Origin of the sequence: Marinomonas mediterranea MMB-1, from assembly GCF_000192865.1 — a bacterium.
In the GTDB taxonomy this organism is placed as follows: domain Bacteria; phylum Pseudomonadota; class Gammaproteobacteria; order Pseudomonadales; family Marinomonadaceae; genus Marinomonas; species Marinomonas mediterranea.
In genome coordinates this window covers 1427912-1446431 of the sequence record NC_015276.1, presented here as the reverse complement: position 1 = coordinate 1446431, position 18520 = coordinate 1427912, and the positions used below count along the sequence as shown (strand labels likewise).

At 44.0% G+C, this 18520-nt stretch carries 13 protein-coding genes; 6 read left to right on the top strand and 7 right to left on the bottom strand.

Annotation, left to right across the window (positions count from 1 at the left end; genetic code table 11):
* The first annotated feature begins 15 nt into the window (after window positions 1-15).
* The gene (locus tag MARME_RS06530) at window positions 16-1104 is read left to right on the top strand and encodes an ABC transporter substrate-binding protein (RefSeq protein WP_013660473.1); all 1089 of its coding nucleotides are present in this window, start codon (window positions 16-18) and stop codon (window positions 1102-1104) included.
* Window positions 1105-1201: 97 nt separating this feature from the next.
* On the opposite strand, the gene MARME_RS06525 is transcribed toward MARME_RS06530, so the two are convergent.
* On the bottom strand, window positions 1202-2143 hold the full coding sequence (locus MARME_RS06525; RefSeq protein ID WP_013660472.1) for a DMT family transporter: 942 nt from the start codon (window positions 2141-2143) through the stop codon (window positions 1202-1204).
* Between the two features lie 231 nt (window positions 2144-2374).
* Here MARME_RS06525 and MARME_RS06520 point away from each other — a divergent pair, with 231 nt between their 5' ends.
* Window positions 2375-3481, top strand: a complete 1107-nt coding sequence (locus MARME_RS06520) for a GGDEF domain-containing protein (RefSeq protein WP_148231007.1) — start codon at window positions 2375-2377, stop codon at window positions 3479-3481.
* A 95-nt stretch (window positions 3482-3576) separates the two neighbouring features.
* On the opposite strand, the gene MARME_RS06515 is transcribed toward MARME_RS06520, so the two are convergent.
* The 4 genes from MARME_RS06515 to MARME_RS06495 form a co-directional block, all read right to left on the bottom strand.
* Complete coding sequence (locus tag MARME_RS06515; protein ID WP_013660470.1) at window positions 3577-4425, bottom strand: delta-class carbonic anhydrase; 849 nt, start codon at window positions 4423-4425, stop codon at window positions 3577-3579.
* A 508-nt stretch (window positions 4426-4933) separates the two neighbouring features.
* Window positions 4934-5815 carry a hypothetical protein gene (locus tag MARME_RS06510; protein WP_013660469.1) on the bottom strand — a complete coding sequence of 294 codons (882 nt, stop codon included), beginning with the start codon at window positions 5813-5815 and terminating at the stop codon, window positions 4934-4936.
* 293 nt (window positions 5816-6108) lie between these two features.
* Window positions 6109-8703 (bottom strand): TRAP transporter permease, encoded by a 2595-nt coding sequence (locus MARME_RS06500; protein WP_013660468.1) that lies wholly within the window; start codon window positions 8701-8703, stop codon window positions 6109-6111.
* Between the two features lie 110 nt (window positions 8704-8813).
* On the bottom strand, window positions 8814-9785 hold the full coding sequence (locus MARME_RS06495) for a TAXI family TRAP transporter solute-binding subunit (RefSeq protein WP_013660467.1): 972 nt from the start codon (window positions 9783-9785) through the stop codon (window positions 8814-8816).
* A 394-nt stretch (window positions 9786-10179) separates the two neighbouring features.
* Here MARME_RS06495 and MARME_RS06490 point away from each other — a divergent pair, with 394 nt between their 5' ends.
* The gene (locus MARME_RS06490) at window positions 10180-11913 is read left to right on the top strand and encodes a transporter substrate-binding domain-containing protein (protein WP_013660466.1); all 1734 of its coding nucleotides are present in this window, start codon (window positions 10180-10182) and stop codon (window positions 11911-11913) included.
* Window positions 11914-11986: 73 nt separating this feature from the next.
* Window positions 11987-13396, top strand: coding sequence for a sigma-54-dependent transcriptional regulator (locus tag MARME_RS06485; protein WP_013660465.1), 1410 nt, complete (start codon window positions 11987-11989; stop codon window positions 13394-13396).
* Window positions 13397-13435: 39 nt separating this feature from the next.
* Here the strand turns inward: MARME_RS06485 and tdh are convergent, their stop codons facing one another.
* Both tdh and MARME_RS06475 read right to left on the bottom strand, forming a co-directional pair.
* Entirely contained in the window at window positions 13436-14458 is a 1023-nt protein-coding gene (gene tdh, locus MARME_RS06480) for an L-threonine 3-dehydrogenase (protein ID WP_041648317.1), read from the bottom strand.
* A 116-nt stretch (window positions 14459-14574) separates the two neighbouring features.
* Entirely contained in the window at window positions 14575-15783 is a 1209-nt protein-coding gene (locus tag MARME_RS06475) for a glycine C-acetyltransferase (RefSeq protein ID WP_013660463.1), read from the bottom strand.
* Between the two features lie 216 nt (window positions 15784-15999).
* On the opposite strand from MARME_RS06475, the gene MARME_RS06470 reads away from it, so the two are divergent.
* A complete protein-coding gene (locus MARME_RS06470) occupies window positions 16000-16941 on the top strand; it encodes a LysR family transcriptional regulator (protein ID WP_013660462.1) in 942 nt (313 codons plus the stop codon).
* A 194-nt stretch (window positions 16942-17135) separates the two neighbouring features.
* Window positions 17136-18395 carry a cytosine permease gene (gene codB, locus MARME_RS06465; protein ID WP_013660461.1) on the top strand — a complete coding sequence of 420 codons (1260 nt, stop codon included), beginning with the start codon at window positions 17136-17138 and terminating at the stop codon, window positions 18393-18395.
* Window positions 18396-18520: the final 125 nt, after the last annotated feature.

Genomic DNA, 18520 nt, shown 5'->3' with positions numbered 1-18520 from the left:
AACGGTGTGCCTTTAATGTTTAAATACCTAATACTAAGCTTAACCCTATTTTTTCAAGCCAGTAGCATCTGGGCAAAAGAGACAACAATCCATGATGTATTAGGGAGAGAGGTAACATTTGACGCACCTGCTCAGAGGGTTATTGTTGGTTTCTACCCTGAAGATTATATGGCCATTGGAACGGAACAAGCATATGACAAGGTCGTTGGGCTCTCTAAATACATATGGCAAGCACGTCCTGCAAATTGGGAAATGTACATCAAACATCGCCCGTCACTAAATACTATTCCCGCGATAGGGAAGATTGGATCTCAAGCTTTTTCTGTCGAACAGGTCATTAGTCTAAAGCCTGATGTCCTGCTACTTGCAGATTGGCAGTTCAAGGCACTTGGCACGCAAGCGCAAAAGATAGAGGATGCTGGTGTCCCTATTGTTGTCATTGACTACAATGCTCAAACACTACAACGCCATGTAATGAGCACGAAAATCATCGGTGTAATTACAGGACAAAAAGAACGCGCAGAAAAGATAGCGAACGAATACACAGAAAACCTCAACAGAATATCGACTCGTTTAAAAGCGAAAAACCTAGCAAAACCAAAGATTTATGTGGAGTATGGCGCATCTGGCGTAAACGACATGGGTTACACTTTTGGCAAAAATATGTGGGGAGCCATTTCGACTATGTCAGGTGGCGACAATATATCGGCACCTTATATTGAATGGTGGGGAAAATTGAACCCAGAACAGGTCATTGCTGCGAACCCAGATATCATTGTCATGACAGGGTATGAATCAGCAAGTGCCAGTGATGGCATCGTTATGGGACAAGGCATTTCAGAAAACATAGCGAGAGCGCGTTTAGAAGGGTTTAAAAAGCGTCTCGGCTGGTCTAGTGTGTCTGCCATAAAACAGAACCGCTTATTTGCAGCCTATCACGGTGCCTGCCGAACCATTCTTGATGGTGCTATGATTCAATTTTTTGCAAAGTCCCTTTATCCAGAGGCGTTTGCAGACCTTAACCCCGAAGAAGCCTACTTAGACTTCTATAAGAAATACCTTCCAGTAACCCCAACAGGCACATTCACATTAACGCCTAAGTAACACGGTTCGCGAAGGTTATTTACAAAGGCTTCAGCGTGCGGATCGTTGAAGCCTATCATCCGCCTAAAGACAGAAACACCAAAAGAGCCAAGCTTGTTTATCTCACACGCGGAGCCATCCCAGCTAAAATATAAAGAAAAACGCCCCCCAGTATTGTTAGGCTGGATAAAAACAAATGCAGCGTCACTTGTTCTCCCAACAGCAGTACTCCCATAAAAATAGCAATCACTGGAACGCTAAGCTGCAATGTCGCTGCTGTCGTTACTTTTAATGAAGGTAATACAAAGTACCAAAGCGCGTACCCCAGCCCTGATGTCACCCCACCGGCCAATAGCGCGTAGAGCGCGCCCATACTGTCCCACGTAAATTCCGAGATAAAAAGTAGTGACATAAATAGCGACAAGATGCTCGCTTTCAAAAAATTAATCCCCGTCGTTTGAATAGGGTTCGATGCTCCCTTTCCTCGAACCGTATAAACGGCCCACCCAACACCAGATACCAACATAAGCGCACTCCCGATTAAACTAGGAGCCGACGCACCGGGAAGAAAGAGCACCAATACTCCGAATATCGCAACGAACAAGCCACACCATTGCTTTTTATTCAACCTCTCGCCCGAATATAAGCCATAACCGATCATCGTGAATTGAACCGCACCAAACAACAGCAATGCTCCAATACCTGCCGGTAACGATACATATGCGAATGAGAAACTCACTGCGTAGGCCAATAGTGCTAAAGGCGTAATCCATCCTTTGTTAAGAAAAGCAGCGTTCAAACAAAGTGTGTTGTTCTCACTTCTGTTTTCACCTCTCTCTCTATTTTCACTCCTACCTTTTATTTCATTTCTATTAGTTAAGACCACTAACATCGCCAATACCAAGGCGCCAGACATGAGACGAAGAGTTGTGAAAGACATCGGATCTAACGAAGTTTGAACAAGGGCCAAACGACATAAAATGGAATTCAAAGCGAACGCACATAGGACAACCAGAATAACGAAGTGTATCTTCATTTTACTTAGATGCTCGGTATTCATAATCAGCACTCACTCGCTTCATCAACGTACAAAAAAATACAATATCGTAAAATCAAAATGACCGGATCATCTACTATCAAATCAAGTGTTTTTGAGATATCACTTTATTTCGATACAATAGAGCATAATGATAAAGAGAATCCATCTTATTTATCGAGATTAATCGAAAAACACAACGCTCTCTTCTACCAAAACCCGTACAACGAGCAGCTAGGAAATCTAGGTATTCTTATGGATATTATTCGAAAAACGTCCTCAACCACAGAAGCTGCGCTGCTAAAACCTCATGTATTTCGCGGTCTCCTCCTGTTCGCAATGAGTGCGTTCGCGGCCATCTGGTCTATTGATTATACAAGTGGCATCATCGCGCTTTTTGACGCTGCCTCTTATCCTATATGTATCGCAGGATTTGCCACAATCTATCTATTAAGTCGAACAAAAAAGGCATCTGAGCAATCCCTTCATCTTACTACCTACCTTATTGTTGCGGGTTACCTGACCAGCAGCAGCATTTGGCACCACATGGCAGAAAATGGCTTATTTTCAAACTCAGCTCAATGGCTAGGGTTGAATTACGTAATAGCCTATTTGTTTTTGGAGGTGCGTAAAGCGGTTATCGTGACAATAGCGTCCTTTATAGTTACCTTAATCGGACACTACCTCGCACTGATTCAACACTACCCACTGGATGATACGGTTGGTGTTGTTTTAAATATAGGCATCGCTCATACCGTTTATATCGTATTGCTTTGGACGGTCGTACAAATGCGAGTGGAACATACTAAAACTCACGAACGACTGAGCACACTTGAACAACATGCGATGATCGACCAACTAACAAACGTTTTGAATCGTCGAGGCATTGAAGATGTATTTAAACACGCAGAAGAAAACTGGATAAATCATAAACAGCCTTATGCCATTCTATTGATAGATATCGATCATTTTAAACAAGTTAATGATCAATATGGCCATTTAGTGGGCGACAAGGTTCTCGCTGACTTTGCCGCTTTGCTAAATAAACTCACAGTAGCGAGTAATAGCGTTGGTCGGTGGGGTGGTGAGGAGTTCATCATTCTCGTCAAAAGTAGAAGCAATGAAGAGTGTTTCTCGCTCGCAGAAAAAGTGCGACAAACCGTTGAAAGGTCAACGTTAGGGGGGCTAAAAGAGCTGTCGATTAGTATTGGGGTAGGCTATGCCAACGAGGAAAAAAGCTTGTTCGAAACGTTCCAGCAAGCTGACTCTTACCTTTACGCCGCGAAGAAAACAGGCAGAAATAAAGTAATTGACCGCAACCAGATTATTAAGAAGAGGCAGGAAAGCGCGACTGAAGTCTAAGATCGCCTCTTTTTGCACATGCCTAAAGCCTATCTATATGCAAGAAGCTTCATACAAACTGTTATAAAGTCTGTATGAAGCTTGAGAAGTTCAAATTAAGGAATTTGAGACAAAAGCTCTGGGTTCGTAATTAGATTACGTACGCCATGAGCGTGATCTTCCTTAAAGATGTTCCCTTCACACCATTCGCCAACCGTTTTAATGTTCACTTTAGATACAAGTGGACGAACGTTCCACGTTACTTGGAATGGAGAACCTTTTTCATTGTAACCAGGACCTGTTGTAGAACCCGCGTATTCAATCGGCTTACCTGTGTCACTAGGAATACCCGTCGCTTGGTACAAGCCGTTTTGCTTCTCATGCGCTACAAGGTCCATAAAGTTCTGAGCCTTGTCATCGTTCACAACCACAAATACTTGTGATTCAACACGCAATTGAGGGTTGTTGATGACATCAGGGCTCAAACATGAACCAAGCGTTGGACCAGGTTCAATGTCAGCAGTTGAAAATACATAATGCACTTCAATCGTATCGCCTGAATCTAGACCGCCATGCTTACTGTCACAAATATCTGCAACTGGCTTTAGCTCTGCTTTAGTAAGTACGCCGTCGTACTTGTAGCCACTATTGTAACCATGGCCATCGCCTTGTCCTGCAAACGTTGTGAACTGTCCACCTTTATGTTCAGCGTTTTTATGAAAATGAATATTACAAAGGTTCATTTTCTGGTATTTCGGTGCAGTTGAGAATGTACGCTTGTTACTACCATATGGCGCATCAATATCTCGAGGCGCTTGTGGTCCGAACCCTTTTCCAAACGTGTTTTCCGCCAGCTCTTGCCTTTGCTTAGCAATCACATCTCCAGATAATGAGTGTTCACTTGCGAATACAGATGCTGGCACAATAGCGGAAGCCAACATCAATGAAATGATCTTCTTGTTCATAGTTACCTCACAAAAGTTACGATTATTATTTCCATTCTTTGATTCAATTCTAACAGCTAGTCTGATCGCTCGTTATGTAGCCTCCCAGCGCGCACGATAGTAAAGTGAAAGTTGTAAAAAAACATGAAAATTATACCTTTCTTCTACGCCCTATCATAAATTATGCTTATAGAAAGTTACAAAAGTCCTACACTGTTTGTAATAGCTGAGCTTGTATGTCTAAAGCGACCACTCAATATTTCGATCTATACTTGGCGGTAATATCTTGGTGATAAAAAACGATAGGGATAAAAGGGATAAGAACGAAGCTATTTAAGAGGTAAACAAGCTAATCATAATAGACAAGCTCCTAAACAAAGTAAGCTGAGTGAAGTGTAAAATAGAGCTTAGAGCAGAAGTCATAAAATGACACCTACTCTAAAGGGAGCTCGGCAATACTTTTAACTCAGCATTTCAACGTAATACCATTAGGAAAGGTATGAACAAGCAACACCTGATAGACTAAAGGCTACGTCAAATATAAAGGCCCCCACTCTCTCCCGCCCATTGCTGGGCATATCACACCATCCGTTACTAAAACCGAACGAGATGTCACCACATCAGCAATCGCGGTTAATGGCGTTGCTACTCCGACACCACCTGCCGCCGGTTCATTCGTTCCAAACAGGTTGGCGTTTACGCATATATTGGCATCAAACCCCATCACTACTACCGCGTCTTTACCAGTACACAGTGCTCTAAAACCTGCATGAGTGGTTCCCATGTGATACCTCGGAGTCAGAAAATTATGGCGCCTTGCACCATAGTGTCGAGCTTCTACTTCCAGTTCATCACACAATGGTTTGGTTTTTATATGAAGGCACGCTAATTCAGCGCCCGTTAAATTACCTATGCGTAAGACCGACTTCATATGATCACGCACGCTACGTTCATTAAAAACGTCATCCATATTTTGAATGTACTTCGACAGGTGCACTGCAACAATCAACACGCTACCAGTATAGTTGATCAACCACTCTTCAACCGTTTTACCCAAAGCGTTTGAAGGAGGGTTATGTCTTACTGGTGGTATTGCTGCTGGATCGTAAGCAGCAGTCAAAGGCATTCTAGAAAACTTAACCGCTTCGGCCTTACCTTTCTCTCCGATATTTAATGTGCGCAGCTTCAATCCTGGGTAGGATGCTTGCAAAAACCACAGCGCCTCACGGTATTTTCGAATACGAGTCGCGTTAACTTGACTCAACGCTTCTTGAACCCGTGTCAAGTTGCAGTTTTCATCCTGAAGCACTTCTATCAAATCATGAATTCCACTTCTAAGGTGTGTTTCAAAGTGACTATTTGCATGTTTAACAAGACGCTTAAAATCGGCAAAGTGACGGTAACGGGGCATGATTCTCTTCCTTAGTTGAGGTTAGCGAAAGTCACTGTAACAATGAAACCTTTAGGAAAGCTTAAGTCTCAACTAATGGGAGGCTTTTGCACGACCTCTCAATACGACACTAAAATAGATGAAAAGGCTGAGTCTATGGCTAAGCTCTTTGAGCCCATTTTTAACGCCATATTAGAGAGCAAAGAAGGCAAGCAAAGTCGTCGAGCAAAGATCTCTAAACTAAAAAAGGAAAGTATAAGACTTCCATGTGCTTATACTTTCAAAGAGGTTTTCTGAGGTTATCTAAAATGCATTTACGCGCGTTTACGCTGACGCATTGCAACCCAAGCTAATAGTATGAAGGCAGGAATAAAGAACCACTCTTTCGCAGGTCGATTGTTTTCAACCTCAACGCCCGTGATTTCCCAATCAAAATCCAGTTTTTGTTTTTCTGCTGGACTGCCAAAGTTCATATTGTCGATATAGGTCTTTCCATCTTCATTACGCACTTCTAAGCCAGCACCCTGATAAAGTCGGTCCGCAGCAGAACCCGCAGTACTCAAAGGTAGGTTCACGGTCTTTTCGACCCAACGCCCTTCTAGATTCTCTCCTTCTACAGAAAGTCGAATCTCTGATGCACTTGGGTTAGCGTCAATGTACGCCACCATCTCGCTGCCTTTAAAATGGCTATAAGGCGCTTCGACTTGATCCAACCAAAATCCCGGTCTAAACAGAGTAAATGCAACAAGAATCAGCACAGCGCTTTCCCATAATTTACTGCGGGTAAAAAAGTAGCCTTGAGTCGCAGCAGCAAATACAAGCATGGCGGTCAATGACACGATAAATACGAAAATGGCTTGCCACCAGGTTACATCAATCAACAAAAGATCCGTATTGAAGATGAATAAAAATGGCAGTAACGCGGTACGCATCGAGTAAAAGAACGCGGTAAATCCAGTTTTAATAGGGTCCCCGCCCGATACGGCCGCCGCAGCAAAGGAAGCAAGCCCAACTGGAGGGGTAACATCCGCCATAATACCGAAGTAAAATACGAACATATGGACGGCAATCATTGGCACGATTAAGCCAGATTGAGCACCTAACTCAACCACGACACTCGCCATGAGCGATGAAACAACAATATAGTTTGCTGTCGTCGGTAAGCCCATGCCCAAAACAAGCGAAATCAAGGCCACCATAAGTAGCATAATGATTAATACGCCGCCAGATATTAGCTCGACAAACTCCGCCATAACCTGACCGACACCTGTGAGTGTGACCGTCCCTACGATGATGCCAGCAGTAGCCGTCGCCACGCCAATACCAATCATATTGCGAGCGCCCGTATTAAGGCCGTCGACCAGATCAACCAATCCCGACTTCCACTCAGAAGAAAGACCGGACACACTACTTTGCTTCCCTTTTTGTCTAAACCAAGCTTTTAAGGGTTTCTGCGTAAACAAGATAAACGCCATCAGCATACAAGCCCAGAACGCCGACAGACCTGGCGACTTACGCTCAACCATCAAGAACCAAACTAGTACGACCAAAGGCACTAAGTAATACAAACCAGACTTATAGATATCAGCGAAAATTGGCAGTTTTTCAATTTTTCCACCTGCTGTATCCAAGTCCAAATCAACACTTTTTGACGACACAAAAAGCAAACCGAAATAGCCACCTACAACCAACATCACAAGCGCGATATGAGCAAAATCACCCATCAGCCATTTGATCGCAACAATCAAATAGTAAAGCGCGCCGAGGACGATCAACATACTCGAAACGATGATACCCGTGCGAATCAGTTGCTCAGAAAAACGGCGTGCAGGCGTAGAGCGAGGCAGACCTTTCATGTCTGCTTTCATCGCTTCTAAATGAACAATGTACAACAGGGCGATGTACGATATGGTCGCGGGAAGAAAGGCGTGCTTAACCACCTCAATATAAGGAATACCTACGTATTCAACCATCAAAAAAGCAACCGCGCCCATCACTGGCGGCATGATGACACCGTTTACAGAAGACGAAACTTCGACCGCGCCTGCTTTTTCAGGGCTAAAACCGACCTTCTTCATTAATGGAATAGTAAAGGTTCCCGTCGTGACAACGTTCGCAATGGATGAGCCCGAAATAAGCCCGGTCATTGCCGACGATAAAACAGCCGCTTTTGCAGGGCCACCACGCATGTGCCCTAATAAAGAAAACGCGACTTGTATAAAGTAATTTCCGGCTCCAGCCTGATTAAGCAGAGCACCAAATAAAACGAACAGAAATACGAACCCAGAAGAAACCCCCAACGCGATGCCAAAAACACCTTCTGTCGTCAACCACATATGCGTCATGGCTTTTTCGAGTGAAGCGCCTTTCCAGCGAATCACTTCCGGCAACCAAGATGCGTCACCAAAAAATACATATAAAAGGAAAATAATAGCGACGATCGCCAACGGCGGTCCTAATGAACGACGAGCCGCTTCCAAGGTAAGAACCAGTCCCAATGTAGACACGACCAAATCTAACGTCGTTGGCAAGCCAGGACGCATGGCTAGATCATCATAAAAAAGAAACAAATAAGACGCGCAAAACGCGGCTGCAAACGCAAAAAGATAATCAAGCACCGGTATTTTTAATGTTGGACTCTTACTGAAAGCAGGAAATGCCAAGAAAGCCAGTAACACAGCAAAAGCCAAATGAAGTGCACGAGATTGGGTGTCATTTAGAAAACCAATACCAAACTGAGAAGGCAGAGGTGAGCCAATCCATAGCTGAAACAATGACCAACACAACGGTAAGACAAAAAGTAACGACAGTGCGACCTTCCCTGTCGGTACACGCTTGCCTGTATCCGCTTCGGCCACCAGCTCTTCAAGCTTGTCATTAGAAGCAGGTTCAGAAGTAGTCGTAGACATACGGAACTCCGGTAAACACAAATAAAAGAGAAAACGTCGACAAACGCCGACGTTTTAGTAAGGAAACTAGAGGCGGTACATATCACCCCTAGCGAAACAGCCCAATCAGGCTATTTCATTAAATCCGCTTCGCGGTAGTATTTTTCAGCACCTGGGTGTAGCGGTGCGACTAGAGACGTGTGAACCATTTCAACAGGCTGCAAACGTGCAAATGCTGGATGCAAACGTTTGAAAGACTCTAGGTTTTCGAAGACAGATTTTGTTAAACGGTAAACCACTTCATCAGACACATCTGTTGACGTTACAATCGTTGCTTTCGGACCAAATGTCGGTACATCATTTGGGTTGCCCGCATACATGCCGCCTGGGATGATCGCTTGAGAATACGCGCCATTCTTTTCGATAACAGACATAGACGCTGAATCCGTCATTGGAATCAGTTTAATATCACACGTCGTGGTTGCTTCTTGAGCGGAACCGTTTGGCAATCCTGCAACGAAGATAGTCACATCAAACTTATCATCACAGATCGCTTGTGCCATTTCTGAAGATTTAAGTTCTGCTGCGAAAGCAAAGTTGTCTTTGGTCCAACCTTTTTCCTTCATCAGCATTTCCATCATAGATCGGTTACCAGAGCCCGGATTACCGATATTCACGCGCTTACCAACAAAATCATCAAGTGAAGAAATACCAGAGTCGGCACGTGCCATCATGTGAATCGGTTCTGGGTGAAGAGAGAAAACAGAGCGTAGTTTCGGATAAGGGTTGTTATTAAACTGGCCTTTACCAGACAAAGCATCCGCTTGAACATCAGATTGCGCAACGCCAAATTCCAATTCTCCAGCGCGGATACTGTTTACGTTGTAACCAGAGCCACCTGTAGATTCAACAGAACAACGGATACCATGCTCTTTACGGCCTTTATTTAACATGCGGCAGATAGAACCGCCAGCAGGGTAATAAACGCCGGTCACGCCGCCAGTACCAATAGAAATGAACTGAGTTTCAGCGGCTAGTGCAGCACCTGATACAGCCATAGAGCCAACAAAAAGCGACGATAAGATAGTTTTTTTGATAGTCATAAATTCCTCGTTGTGTCGTATTTTTATAATTAAGTTAAAAAAACGAGGAAGAACATGGCAAAGACAATGCCAATGTTTACACACTCAACACAAGGTGTTGTTTTTATTAAAATTTATTTATAATTTCATTACAAAAACTTCGTATATCAAGCTATAACTTTTGTTATAGCTACTCAGATAATATCAGTGGAATTTGTTAGTCAAATAAATTTCTATGTCATGAAGGGCGCACTTCTGACCCTAAATCAGACTGGCTATAACCAAATGCATAGCCATAACAAAAGTTATAGTTTGTTTTTTATACAGCACTAACAGAAAATTCAATTATTCTTCATTTTCGTTACATTACTCGTTAATATTGCCGCCCAACAAAGTTTGTTGAAGTTTTAATCAAATGCGATCAACCATTCCACGTTACCTCCTAGCACTGATTAGCCTGTTAGTTTTTGCCGGAACTGTCGATGCGAAAACAAGAGAGCACCACCTTTCTAAAAGAGTTATAACAATCGGTGCGGATTACAATTACCCCCCGTATGAGTTCGCAGATGAAAATGGAGAGCCGACTGGATACACAGTCGACATCACACACGCCATTGCAGAGGTGATGGGGTTTGATGTCGAAATCACCCTCACGGACTGGCGTCACGCTTACGAAGGTCTAAAGACAGGTCAATTCGATGTATTACAAGGCATCGCTTTCTCAGAAGAAAGAGCAAAAAGCATCTTGTTCTCCTCGCCACACTCCATCGCCAATCAATCCATTTTTGCGCGAAAAGGGGCTCCAGAGATTGAAACCATCGGCGAACTGGCAGGTAAAGAAGTCATTGTGCAAAACGCGAGCATTATGCACGAATACCTGAAAAAAGCCGTGCCAGATGCTGTCCCTATTCCCGCCGCGACACATGCTGAAGCGCTTCGTCTATTAGCGTCTGGCAAACACGACTTTGCACTCACCGCCAACTTACCGAGTTTGTACTTAAGTAAAGAACTTGGACTCCACAATATCCACCCTGTCGGCCGTCCGGTATCCGGTCAAAGGCTGGGCTATGGCGCCCTCCCTAAAAATGAGGAAATCATCGCGTTATTCAGTGAAGGTTTGGCTATTTTAAAAAACACAGGAAAGCAGCAAGAGATTTATGACAAGTGGCTCGGCGCACTTAACGAACCCAAAGTACAATGGAAAAAATGGGGGCAATACGCGCTCTACACCATTCTCGTTTTAATCTTAATACTGGGCGCAGTGACTACTTGGTCAGCCTTATTACGCAAAGAAGTCGAAAAGCGCTCTCGACAATTAAAAGAGCAACAAGAGCAACTTATTCAGGCAGATAAAATGACCTCTCTTGGCGTTCTTGTCTCTGGCGTGGCGCACGAAATCAATAACCCTACCGGGCTTCTACTGCTCAATTTACCGATTTTAAAAGACGCGTGGCACGATATTTTACCCTTACTCGACGACATATACGCCCAAGACCCAAGCTTCTCTGTTGCGGGGCTCCCCTACCCTAGACTCAAGCAAGAGCTGCCTTTCCTGCTCGAAGAAATGCAACAAAGCTCTGAGCGAATCCGCAATATTGTAAACGATCTAAAAGACTTTGCGCGGGCTCAACCTGATGAAATCGTTCACGAAGTCGATCTTAACGAACTCATTAAGGCGGCCATCAGGCTGGTCGAAAAATCGATACAGAAATCCACTGATCAATTTTCCATACACTTAGATCAACGGTCCCCGAAAATAATGGCAAACCCACAGCGAATTGAACAAGTCATCATCAATCTTATTATCAATGCGTGTGATGCCCTGCAAGGTTCAGAAAACAGCGAGAAGCAACTTGCGATTAGCTCTAATTTAAGCCTTGATCAAAAATCCGTCTATTTAACCGTAAGAGACACAGGAAATGGTATTTCATCCGAAAACTTACCTCGGTTAACAGACCCATTTTTTACTACTAAACGAGAACTTGGCGGCACAGGATTGGGCTTATCGGTCTCTGCTGGCATAATTAAAGCCCACAAAGGACGCTTAACATTCGAATCGGAACTCGAAAAAGGTACGACAGTCACCGCCATTTTGCCAGCGATTGAACACGTGAGCGATCCACTAGAGCGAGAGCAAGAATTAGCATAACGAGCGGTAAACAGTTTATTGGATACGGTTAACGCCCGACTGGCGTTCGATAAACTTAGATTAGGAGTTCGAATTGAGTACACGCTTTTACCCACAATTTAAAATTTTACTCGTTGATGATGAGACCTCGTTCTTACGAAGCATGTCATTAACATTAGAACGCCAAGGTTATAACAACCTAATCACTAGCTCAGCGCCAGAAGACGTTCAAGGGATTATTAACTCTGAAAAAGTGGGACTCGTCCTCCTTGATCTAACAATGCCCGTAATATCAGGTCAAGAATTGCTCACATGGTTTACCGAAGAACACCCAGACATCACGGTCATTATTTTCAGTGGGCTAAATCAAGTAGACGCCGCCGTGGAATGCGTAAAAAAAGGAGCGTTTGATTACATTGTAAAAACAGCGGATCAAGAACAGATTCTAGAGTCCATAAAGCGCGCGATCCATACCCAAGAACTGAACCTAGAAAACCATGCGCTTCGCGCTCAGCTCTTATCCAATACACTTAAACAATCAGACTGCTTTGACGCTATTATTACCGCAAATGCGCAAATGCATTCTGTCTTCCGCTATTTAGAGTCAATCGGGCAAAGTAACCAGCCCTTGCTAATTACGGGCGAAAGCGGTGTTGGAAAAGAACTCATCGCAAGAGCAACGCACGCTGCCAGTAAGCGACACGGTGAGCTTGTTACGGTGAACGTCGCTGGGTTGGATGACAATATTTTCTCCGACACCTTATTTGGTCACTCCAAGGGAGCCTTTACTGGCGCGGATAAGCAGCGCTCAGGCTTAGTAGAAAGAGCCTCAGGTGGTACACTCTTTTTAGACGAGATCGGAGACTTAAGCCCAACCTCTCAAGTCAAATTATTAAGGCTGCTGCAAGAAGGAGAATATTATCCGATAGGCAGTGACCGTCCAAAAAGAATCGAAGCGAGAGTCATTGTTGCGACCCATCAAAACCTTGCAGAAAGACAGCAAGAAGGAAAATTTCGAAAAGATTTATTCTATCGCCTGAGAACACATCGGGTAGACATCCCCCCGTTGCGCGAGCGCTCTGAAGACATCCCGTTATTGCTCAGGCACTTTATGCGAATCGCTTGTGAAGAAATGGGCAAAGAGACACTAAAAATACCCAAAAATTTGGCCCCCAGATTGATCCAGTATCCGTTCCCAGGCAACGCCCGTGAACTAAGAGCACTGGTTTACGACAGTGTCAGTCAAAGTCAAGGAGAGGTATTAGATACAAGGCCATTCGACCCATTACTAGAACAAACGGATATTCGAAATTTCAGTGAAGAAAAAGTCACGTTTTCAGAAAACCAGCCTCTTCCAACCCTTAATCAATTGTCAGAAATACTGGTTAATGAAGCCATGCTTCGCGCGAATCAAAATCAGTCTCTTGCCTCACAGATGTTAGGAATATCGCAACCTGCTTTAAGTAAGCGACTCAAAAATATGAAAGACGCCAATATTGAGTGATTTGGCGTCTCTCCTTGAGCTAGTGAGTGAGAGAGCAACTTACCATTCAAGAATCACTTTACCGGAATCACCCGAGCGCATTACATCGAAACCCTTTTGGAATTCATCAATCGAAAAATGATGCGTAACCATTGGCGATAAATCGAGTCCAGACTGAACGAGGCTGGCCATTTTGTACCAAGTCTCAAACATTTCTCGCCCATAGATACCTTTGATAATTAGACCTTTAAAAATAACCTGCTTCCAATCAATTGACGTATCGGATGGCGGAATACCTAAAATAGCAATGCGGCCACCATGATTCATGGCAAGCAACATGTCGCTGACAGCGGCAGGAACACCTGACATTTCCATACCAACATCAAACCCTTCCGTCATCTTTAGATCATCCATCACGTCAGATAAGGATTCACGCGCAACATTTACTGCCCGTGTCACTCCCATACGTTCTGCTAACTGAAGTCTATATTCATTCACATCAGTGATAACCACATGGCGCGCACCAACATGCTTAGCAATCGCTGCCGCCATAATGCCAATTGGCCCAGCCCCCGTGATCAACACATCTTCACCAACAAGGTCAAAAGACAAAGCGGTGTGTAAGGCATTCCCAAAAGGATCAAAAATCGCAGCAATATCATCCGGTATTTCAGCAGGAATTTTAAACGCGTTGAAAGCAGGCAATACTAGATATTCAGAAAAGCTACCCGTTCGGTTCACTCCTACGCCAATCGTATTCCGGCAAAGATGCGTTCGCCCACCTCGACAATTACGACAATGCCCACACGTAATATGCCCTTCTCCTGACACCCGATCTCCGATATCGAAGCCTCTTACTTCAGCTCCAACCTCTACCACTTCTCCCACGTACTCGTGTCCGACCACCATAGGAACAGGAATCGTGCTTTGCGCCCACTCATCCCAGTTGTAAATATGAACATCAGTTCCACATATCGCGGTCTTTTTTATCTTGATAAGCAAGTCATTAGGACCTGGAGTAGGCTTTGCTACCTCAGTCATCCAGAGCCCAGGTTTCGCTTTTAATTTAGAAAGCGCCTTGATACTGTTTGCCTGATGCTCTAACTCATACCCAAGCTCTGCGTCATTGGACCGAATACGGTTACCGTTACTAGAAATAGCGCTGGAGCTGGAGCTGTCCATAGTAGCACGTGAAACAATCATGATGCTTGCTCCTTTAGAATCCCCATGTCGTTACCCACCGAAATAAACGTATCTATCGCGTGATCGAGCTGCTCTTTGGTATGAGCAGCAGACATTTGTGTGCGTATCCGTGCTTGCCCTTTCGGGACAACCGGATAAGAAAAGCCGACAACATATACCCCCTTCTCTAATGACCTTTCTGCAAACTCAGCAGCGACTTTCGCATCACCCAGCATAATCGGGATAATAGCGTGATCCGCTCCAGCCAACTCAAACCCTGCCTCGCTCATTCGCGCTCTAAAGTAATTCGCATTGTCCCAAAGTTGGCTTCGTAACGTGCCACTTTGCTCAAGCATTTCCAGCACACGAATTGAGGCAGTTACAATCGCTGGTGCAAGTGAATTAGAAAATAAATACGGACGAGAACGCTGACGAAGCCAATCAACGACTTCCTTTTTCGCGGACGTATATCCGCCTGACGCGCCACCCATGGCTTTGCCCAACGTACCTGTAATAATATCAACTCGATCCATAACGTCATGATACTCATGGGTTCCACGACCATGATCTCCCATAAAACCCACTGCATGAGAGTCGTCCACCATCACAAGCGCGTTGTATTTATCCGCAAGGTCGCAGACAGCAGGCAGATTAGCCACAATGCCATCCATCGAAAACACACCATCTGTCACAATCATTTTATGGCGAACGCCAGACTGGTCTGCTGCGATAAGCTGCTGCTCTAAATCAGTCATATCATTGTTTGCATAGCGAAACCGCTTGGCTTTACAAAGGCGCACGCCGTCAATGATGGAAGCATGATTCAGAGAATCTGAAATAATGGCATCTTCTTTTTCTAGTAAAGTCTCAAACAGACCCGCATTGGCATCAAAACACGACGAATACAGTATTGTGTCTTCCATTCCAAGATAATCAGATAACTTCTTCTCTAATGTTTTGTGGATGTCCTGTGTTCCACATATAAATCGAACTGACGCCATACCAAAACCATGCTTATCCAGCCCTGCACTGGCTGCCTCAATCAGGTTCGGGTGATTCGCTAATCCTAAATAGTTGTTTGCACAAAAATTTAAAACACTCTGACCAGAAGCGACGTTGACCGACGCTTTCTGAGCAGATGTCAGAATACGCTCAGATTTGTACAAGCCTTCCTGCTTTAGAGTATTAATCTGCGTTTGAAGTTGATTATAAAATTCAGAAGACATGACACTTTCCTAACGTTGAATTTATTCATCGCTTCCTAAATAGAAGCATTCACTTTTTTAAAGATCTTGTTAAAAAGTGTATGTCATGTGCTTATATTGCATTAGATAGCAGCGAGGAAAATCATTTGTGAATTGAAGGACCAAATTAAAGCTATTAATCAATCCAAGATCTATAATATGCTACAAACACACTTCGTTTTCAGGTACACGTTTCACATGACGCCTCAGCTCATCCCTCTACTTCCCGATTTAGCGACGTTCATTCTTATCGTGAATGAAGGAAGCTTCACGGCGGCGAGTCATAAATTAGGCGTAACCCCGTCTGCATTAAGTAAGTTGATTACACGCTTAGAAAAAGCGCTGTCCGTAAAACTGCTGGAACGCTCTACTCGCAAACTGGTCATCACAGCGACGGGGCAAAAGATTTACGACCAATGCTTAGTCATGACCAACGCAGCTCAAAATGCTGTAGAACTGTCGGACGCCGAACACTCAGAAGCGGCTGGCGAGCTTACCGTTGCCGCTCCAGAAGCCTTTCTGTTCTCAGTCATTCAGCCATTGGTCGTGCCTTTTTTAATCGAACATCCTAACATTCAACTTAAACTGCGCGTTGCTGACGGACACATCGACATATTGAATGACAAAATAGACATCGCATTTCGCCTGACCGACCAGCCTGACGAAAACCAAGTGATGAAAGACATCGGTAAAACCGCATTAATGGTCTGTGCAAGTCCAGAGTATTTATCTAGTAAAGGCACACCAAAACACCCAAACGATCTAACAAAGCATGACTGTCTGTATCTAGCGGAAAACGATAAAGATAATATTTGGACATTTATGAACTCTCAGGAATCCTTTTCACTGTCAGTAAAAGGACGCTACGCCGTCAACCACTCTCAAATGCGCTTAAACGGCGTTAAACAAGGGCTGGGCATCGGAATTTTTCATGACTTTGTTGTAAAAGACGCAATAGACAAGCAAGATGTTGTTCAAGTGCTGCCAGATTGGCACATCAAAAGCAGCTATCACGGCTCGATAATCATGCAATACGCGCAAACTCGCTATATGCCTACTCGACTACGCGTTTTTATAGACTTTATGATGACTCACTTATCGACAAAGTTAGACCCTACTGAGAACCCCCCCTCTCAATAGAAGTCATTTCGACGATCAAAGCCAATACACAGAAGTTCCTAAGACTTTTCTGTATATTCCTTAATAAACCCACACCAAACATTCAACTTAGTGAAAATACATCCCATTTTCATGTTATGGCACTTTGGTTGCTTAACTTTTGTTCTAACTGACTAAAAAGTCAGTTTTAACTATTCTATCGAATGGAGGCTATTATGAGTGAAGCAACTGATTATCCTTTAGAAGAAGTGCCACAATCCGCTAGGAAAGGTATGTTTTCGACATGCATGGTATTGATGGGATTCACATTTTTCACTGCAACCATGTTTGCAGGGGGTAAAATTGGCACAGCTTTTAGCGTGGGAGAAATGCTACTCGCGATACTGATAGGCAATTTACTGTTGGGCGGATACGCAGCAGCATTGGGTTACATTGCATACAAAAGTGGCCTAAACGCGATTTTAATGGGGCGTTTTTGTTTTGGCGAAAAAGGCAGCAAACTATCTGACCTGCTGCTCGGGTTTACTCAAGTCGGCTGGTACGCATGGGGGGCGGCAACCATTGCGGTTGTCTTGGTCAAAACCCTTTCTTTAGCACCAGCGCTTGAAGTCCCTCTCACTATCTTTTTTGGGTTCGCGTTCTGTATTACAGCAATGATAGGCTACAAAGGCATGGACTATCTTTCACGCATCGCTGTTCCTGCCATGTTGATCTTTATTTTAATCAGCCTATACAAAGGCTTCCTTGATACTACAGAAATACAAGGCGTGTTTTCGAGCGAGTCGGACGGAAGTTTAAGTTTTACAACCGCAATCACCATTATCATTGGTACATTTGTGAGCGGTGGTACACAAGCGACAAACTGGAGTCGATTTGCTAAATCAGGAAAGGTCGCTATATACGCCACACTTGCGGCCTTTGTGCTCGGTAATGGCTTAATGGTCCTTACTGGCGCGCTTGGCAGCCTAATGTACCAACAAGCAGACATCGTTGATGTCATGATTGCACAAGGCTCAATCTCTCTCGCTATCCTAATGCTTTTTATGAATCTGTGGACGACTCAAGACAATACGATTTACAACTTCGCAGTGGCAGGTTGTAACTTATTAAGAACAGACAAACGTAAATTGGTTACACTGGCTGGCGCCGCTATTGGCACCATTCTCGCTTTGGGCGGGATGTACAACTACCTGATCCCATACTTGATTTTACTTGGCACCTTTATCCCACCTCTGGGTGGCGTCATTATGGCGGATTTTTGGATAAAACATAAAGGACACTACTCCAAGCTTACTGAAGCGAACTTACCATCGTTCAATTGGATTGGATTAGCCGCGTACTTTTTAGCCTGTGCATGTGCGTTCTTCACCCCGATTCTACCGCCTGTTGTCGGTGTTTTAAGCGCCGCTATTTTTTATACGCTATTAACTAAGTTTGAAAAGCAACCACAACCCGAAGTAAAAGCTCAGGCTTAACACGTAACAGCACAGAGAAAAGAGCGATGCCATGCATCGCTCTTTTCTCGCTACTATTCCTTTTCGCTTACTTTTTTAGTGACTGCTTTCGCTTACTCTGCGCTCGCTCAATATACGTTAACTTG

Bases quoted from the DNA above. Each gene is read 5' to 3' on its own strand.
- MARME_RS06530 (WP_013660473.1), top strand. From the start codon at position 16: ATGTTTAAATACCTAATACTAAGCTTAACCCTATTTTTTCAAGCCAGT.
- MARME_RS06525 (WP_013660472.1), bottom strand. From the start codon at position 2,143: ATGAATACCGAGCATCTAAGTAAAATGAAGATACACTTCGTTATTCTG.
- MARME_RS06520 (WP_148231007.1), top strand. From the start codon at position 2,375: ATGGATATTATTCGAAAAACGTCCTCAACCACAGAAGCTGCGCTGCTA.
- MARME_RS06515 (WP_013660470.1), bottom strand. From the start codon at position 4,425: ATGAACAAGAAGATCATTTCATTGATGTTGGCTTCCGCTATTGTGCCA.
- MARME_RS06510 (WP_013660469.1), bottom strand. From the start codon at position 5,815: ATGCCCCGTTACCGTCACTTTGCCGATTTTAAGCGTCTTGTTAAACAT.
- MARME_RS06500 (WP_013660468.1), bottom strand. From the start codon at position 8,703: ATGTCTACGACTACTTCTGAACCTGCTTCTAATGACAAGCTTGAAGAG.
- MARME_RS06495 (WP_013660467.1), bottom strand. From the start codon at position 9,785: ATGACTATCAAAAAAACTATCTTATCGTCGCTTTTTGTTGGCTCTATG.
- MARME_RS06490 (WP_013660466.1), top strand. From the start codon at position 10,180: ATGCGATCAACCATTCCACGTTACCTCCTAGCACTGATTAGCCTGTTA.
- MARME_RS06475 (WP_013660463.1), bottom strand. From the start codon at position 15,783: ATGTCTTCTGAATTTTATAATCAACTTCAAACGCAGATTAATACTCTA.
- MARME_RS06470 (WP_013660462.1), top strand. From the start codon at position 16,000: ATGACGCCTCAGCTCATCCCTCTACTTCCCGATTTAGCGACGTTCATT.
- codB (WP_013660461.1), top strand. From the start codon at position 17,136: ATGAGTGAAGCAACTGATTATCCTTTAGAAGAAGTGCCACAATCCGCT.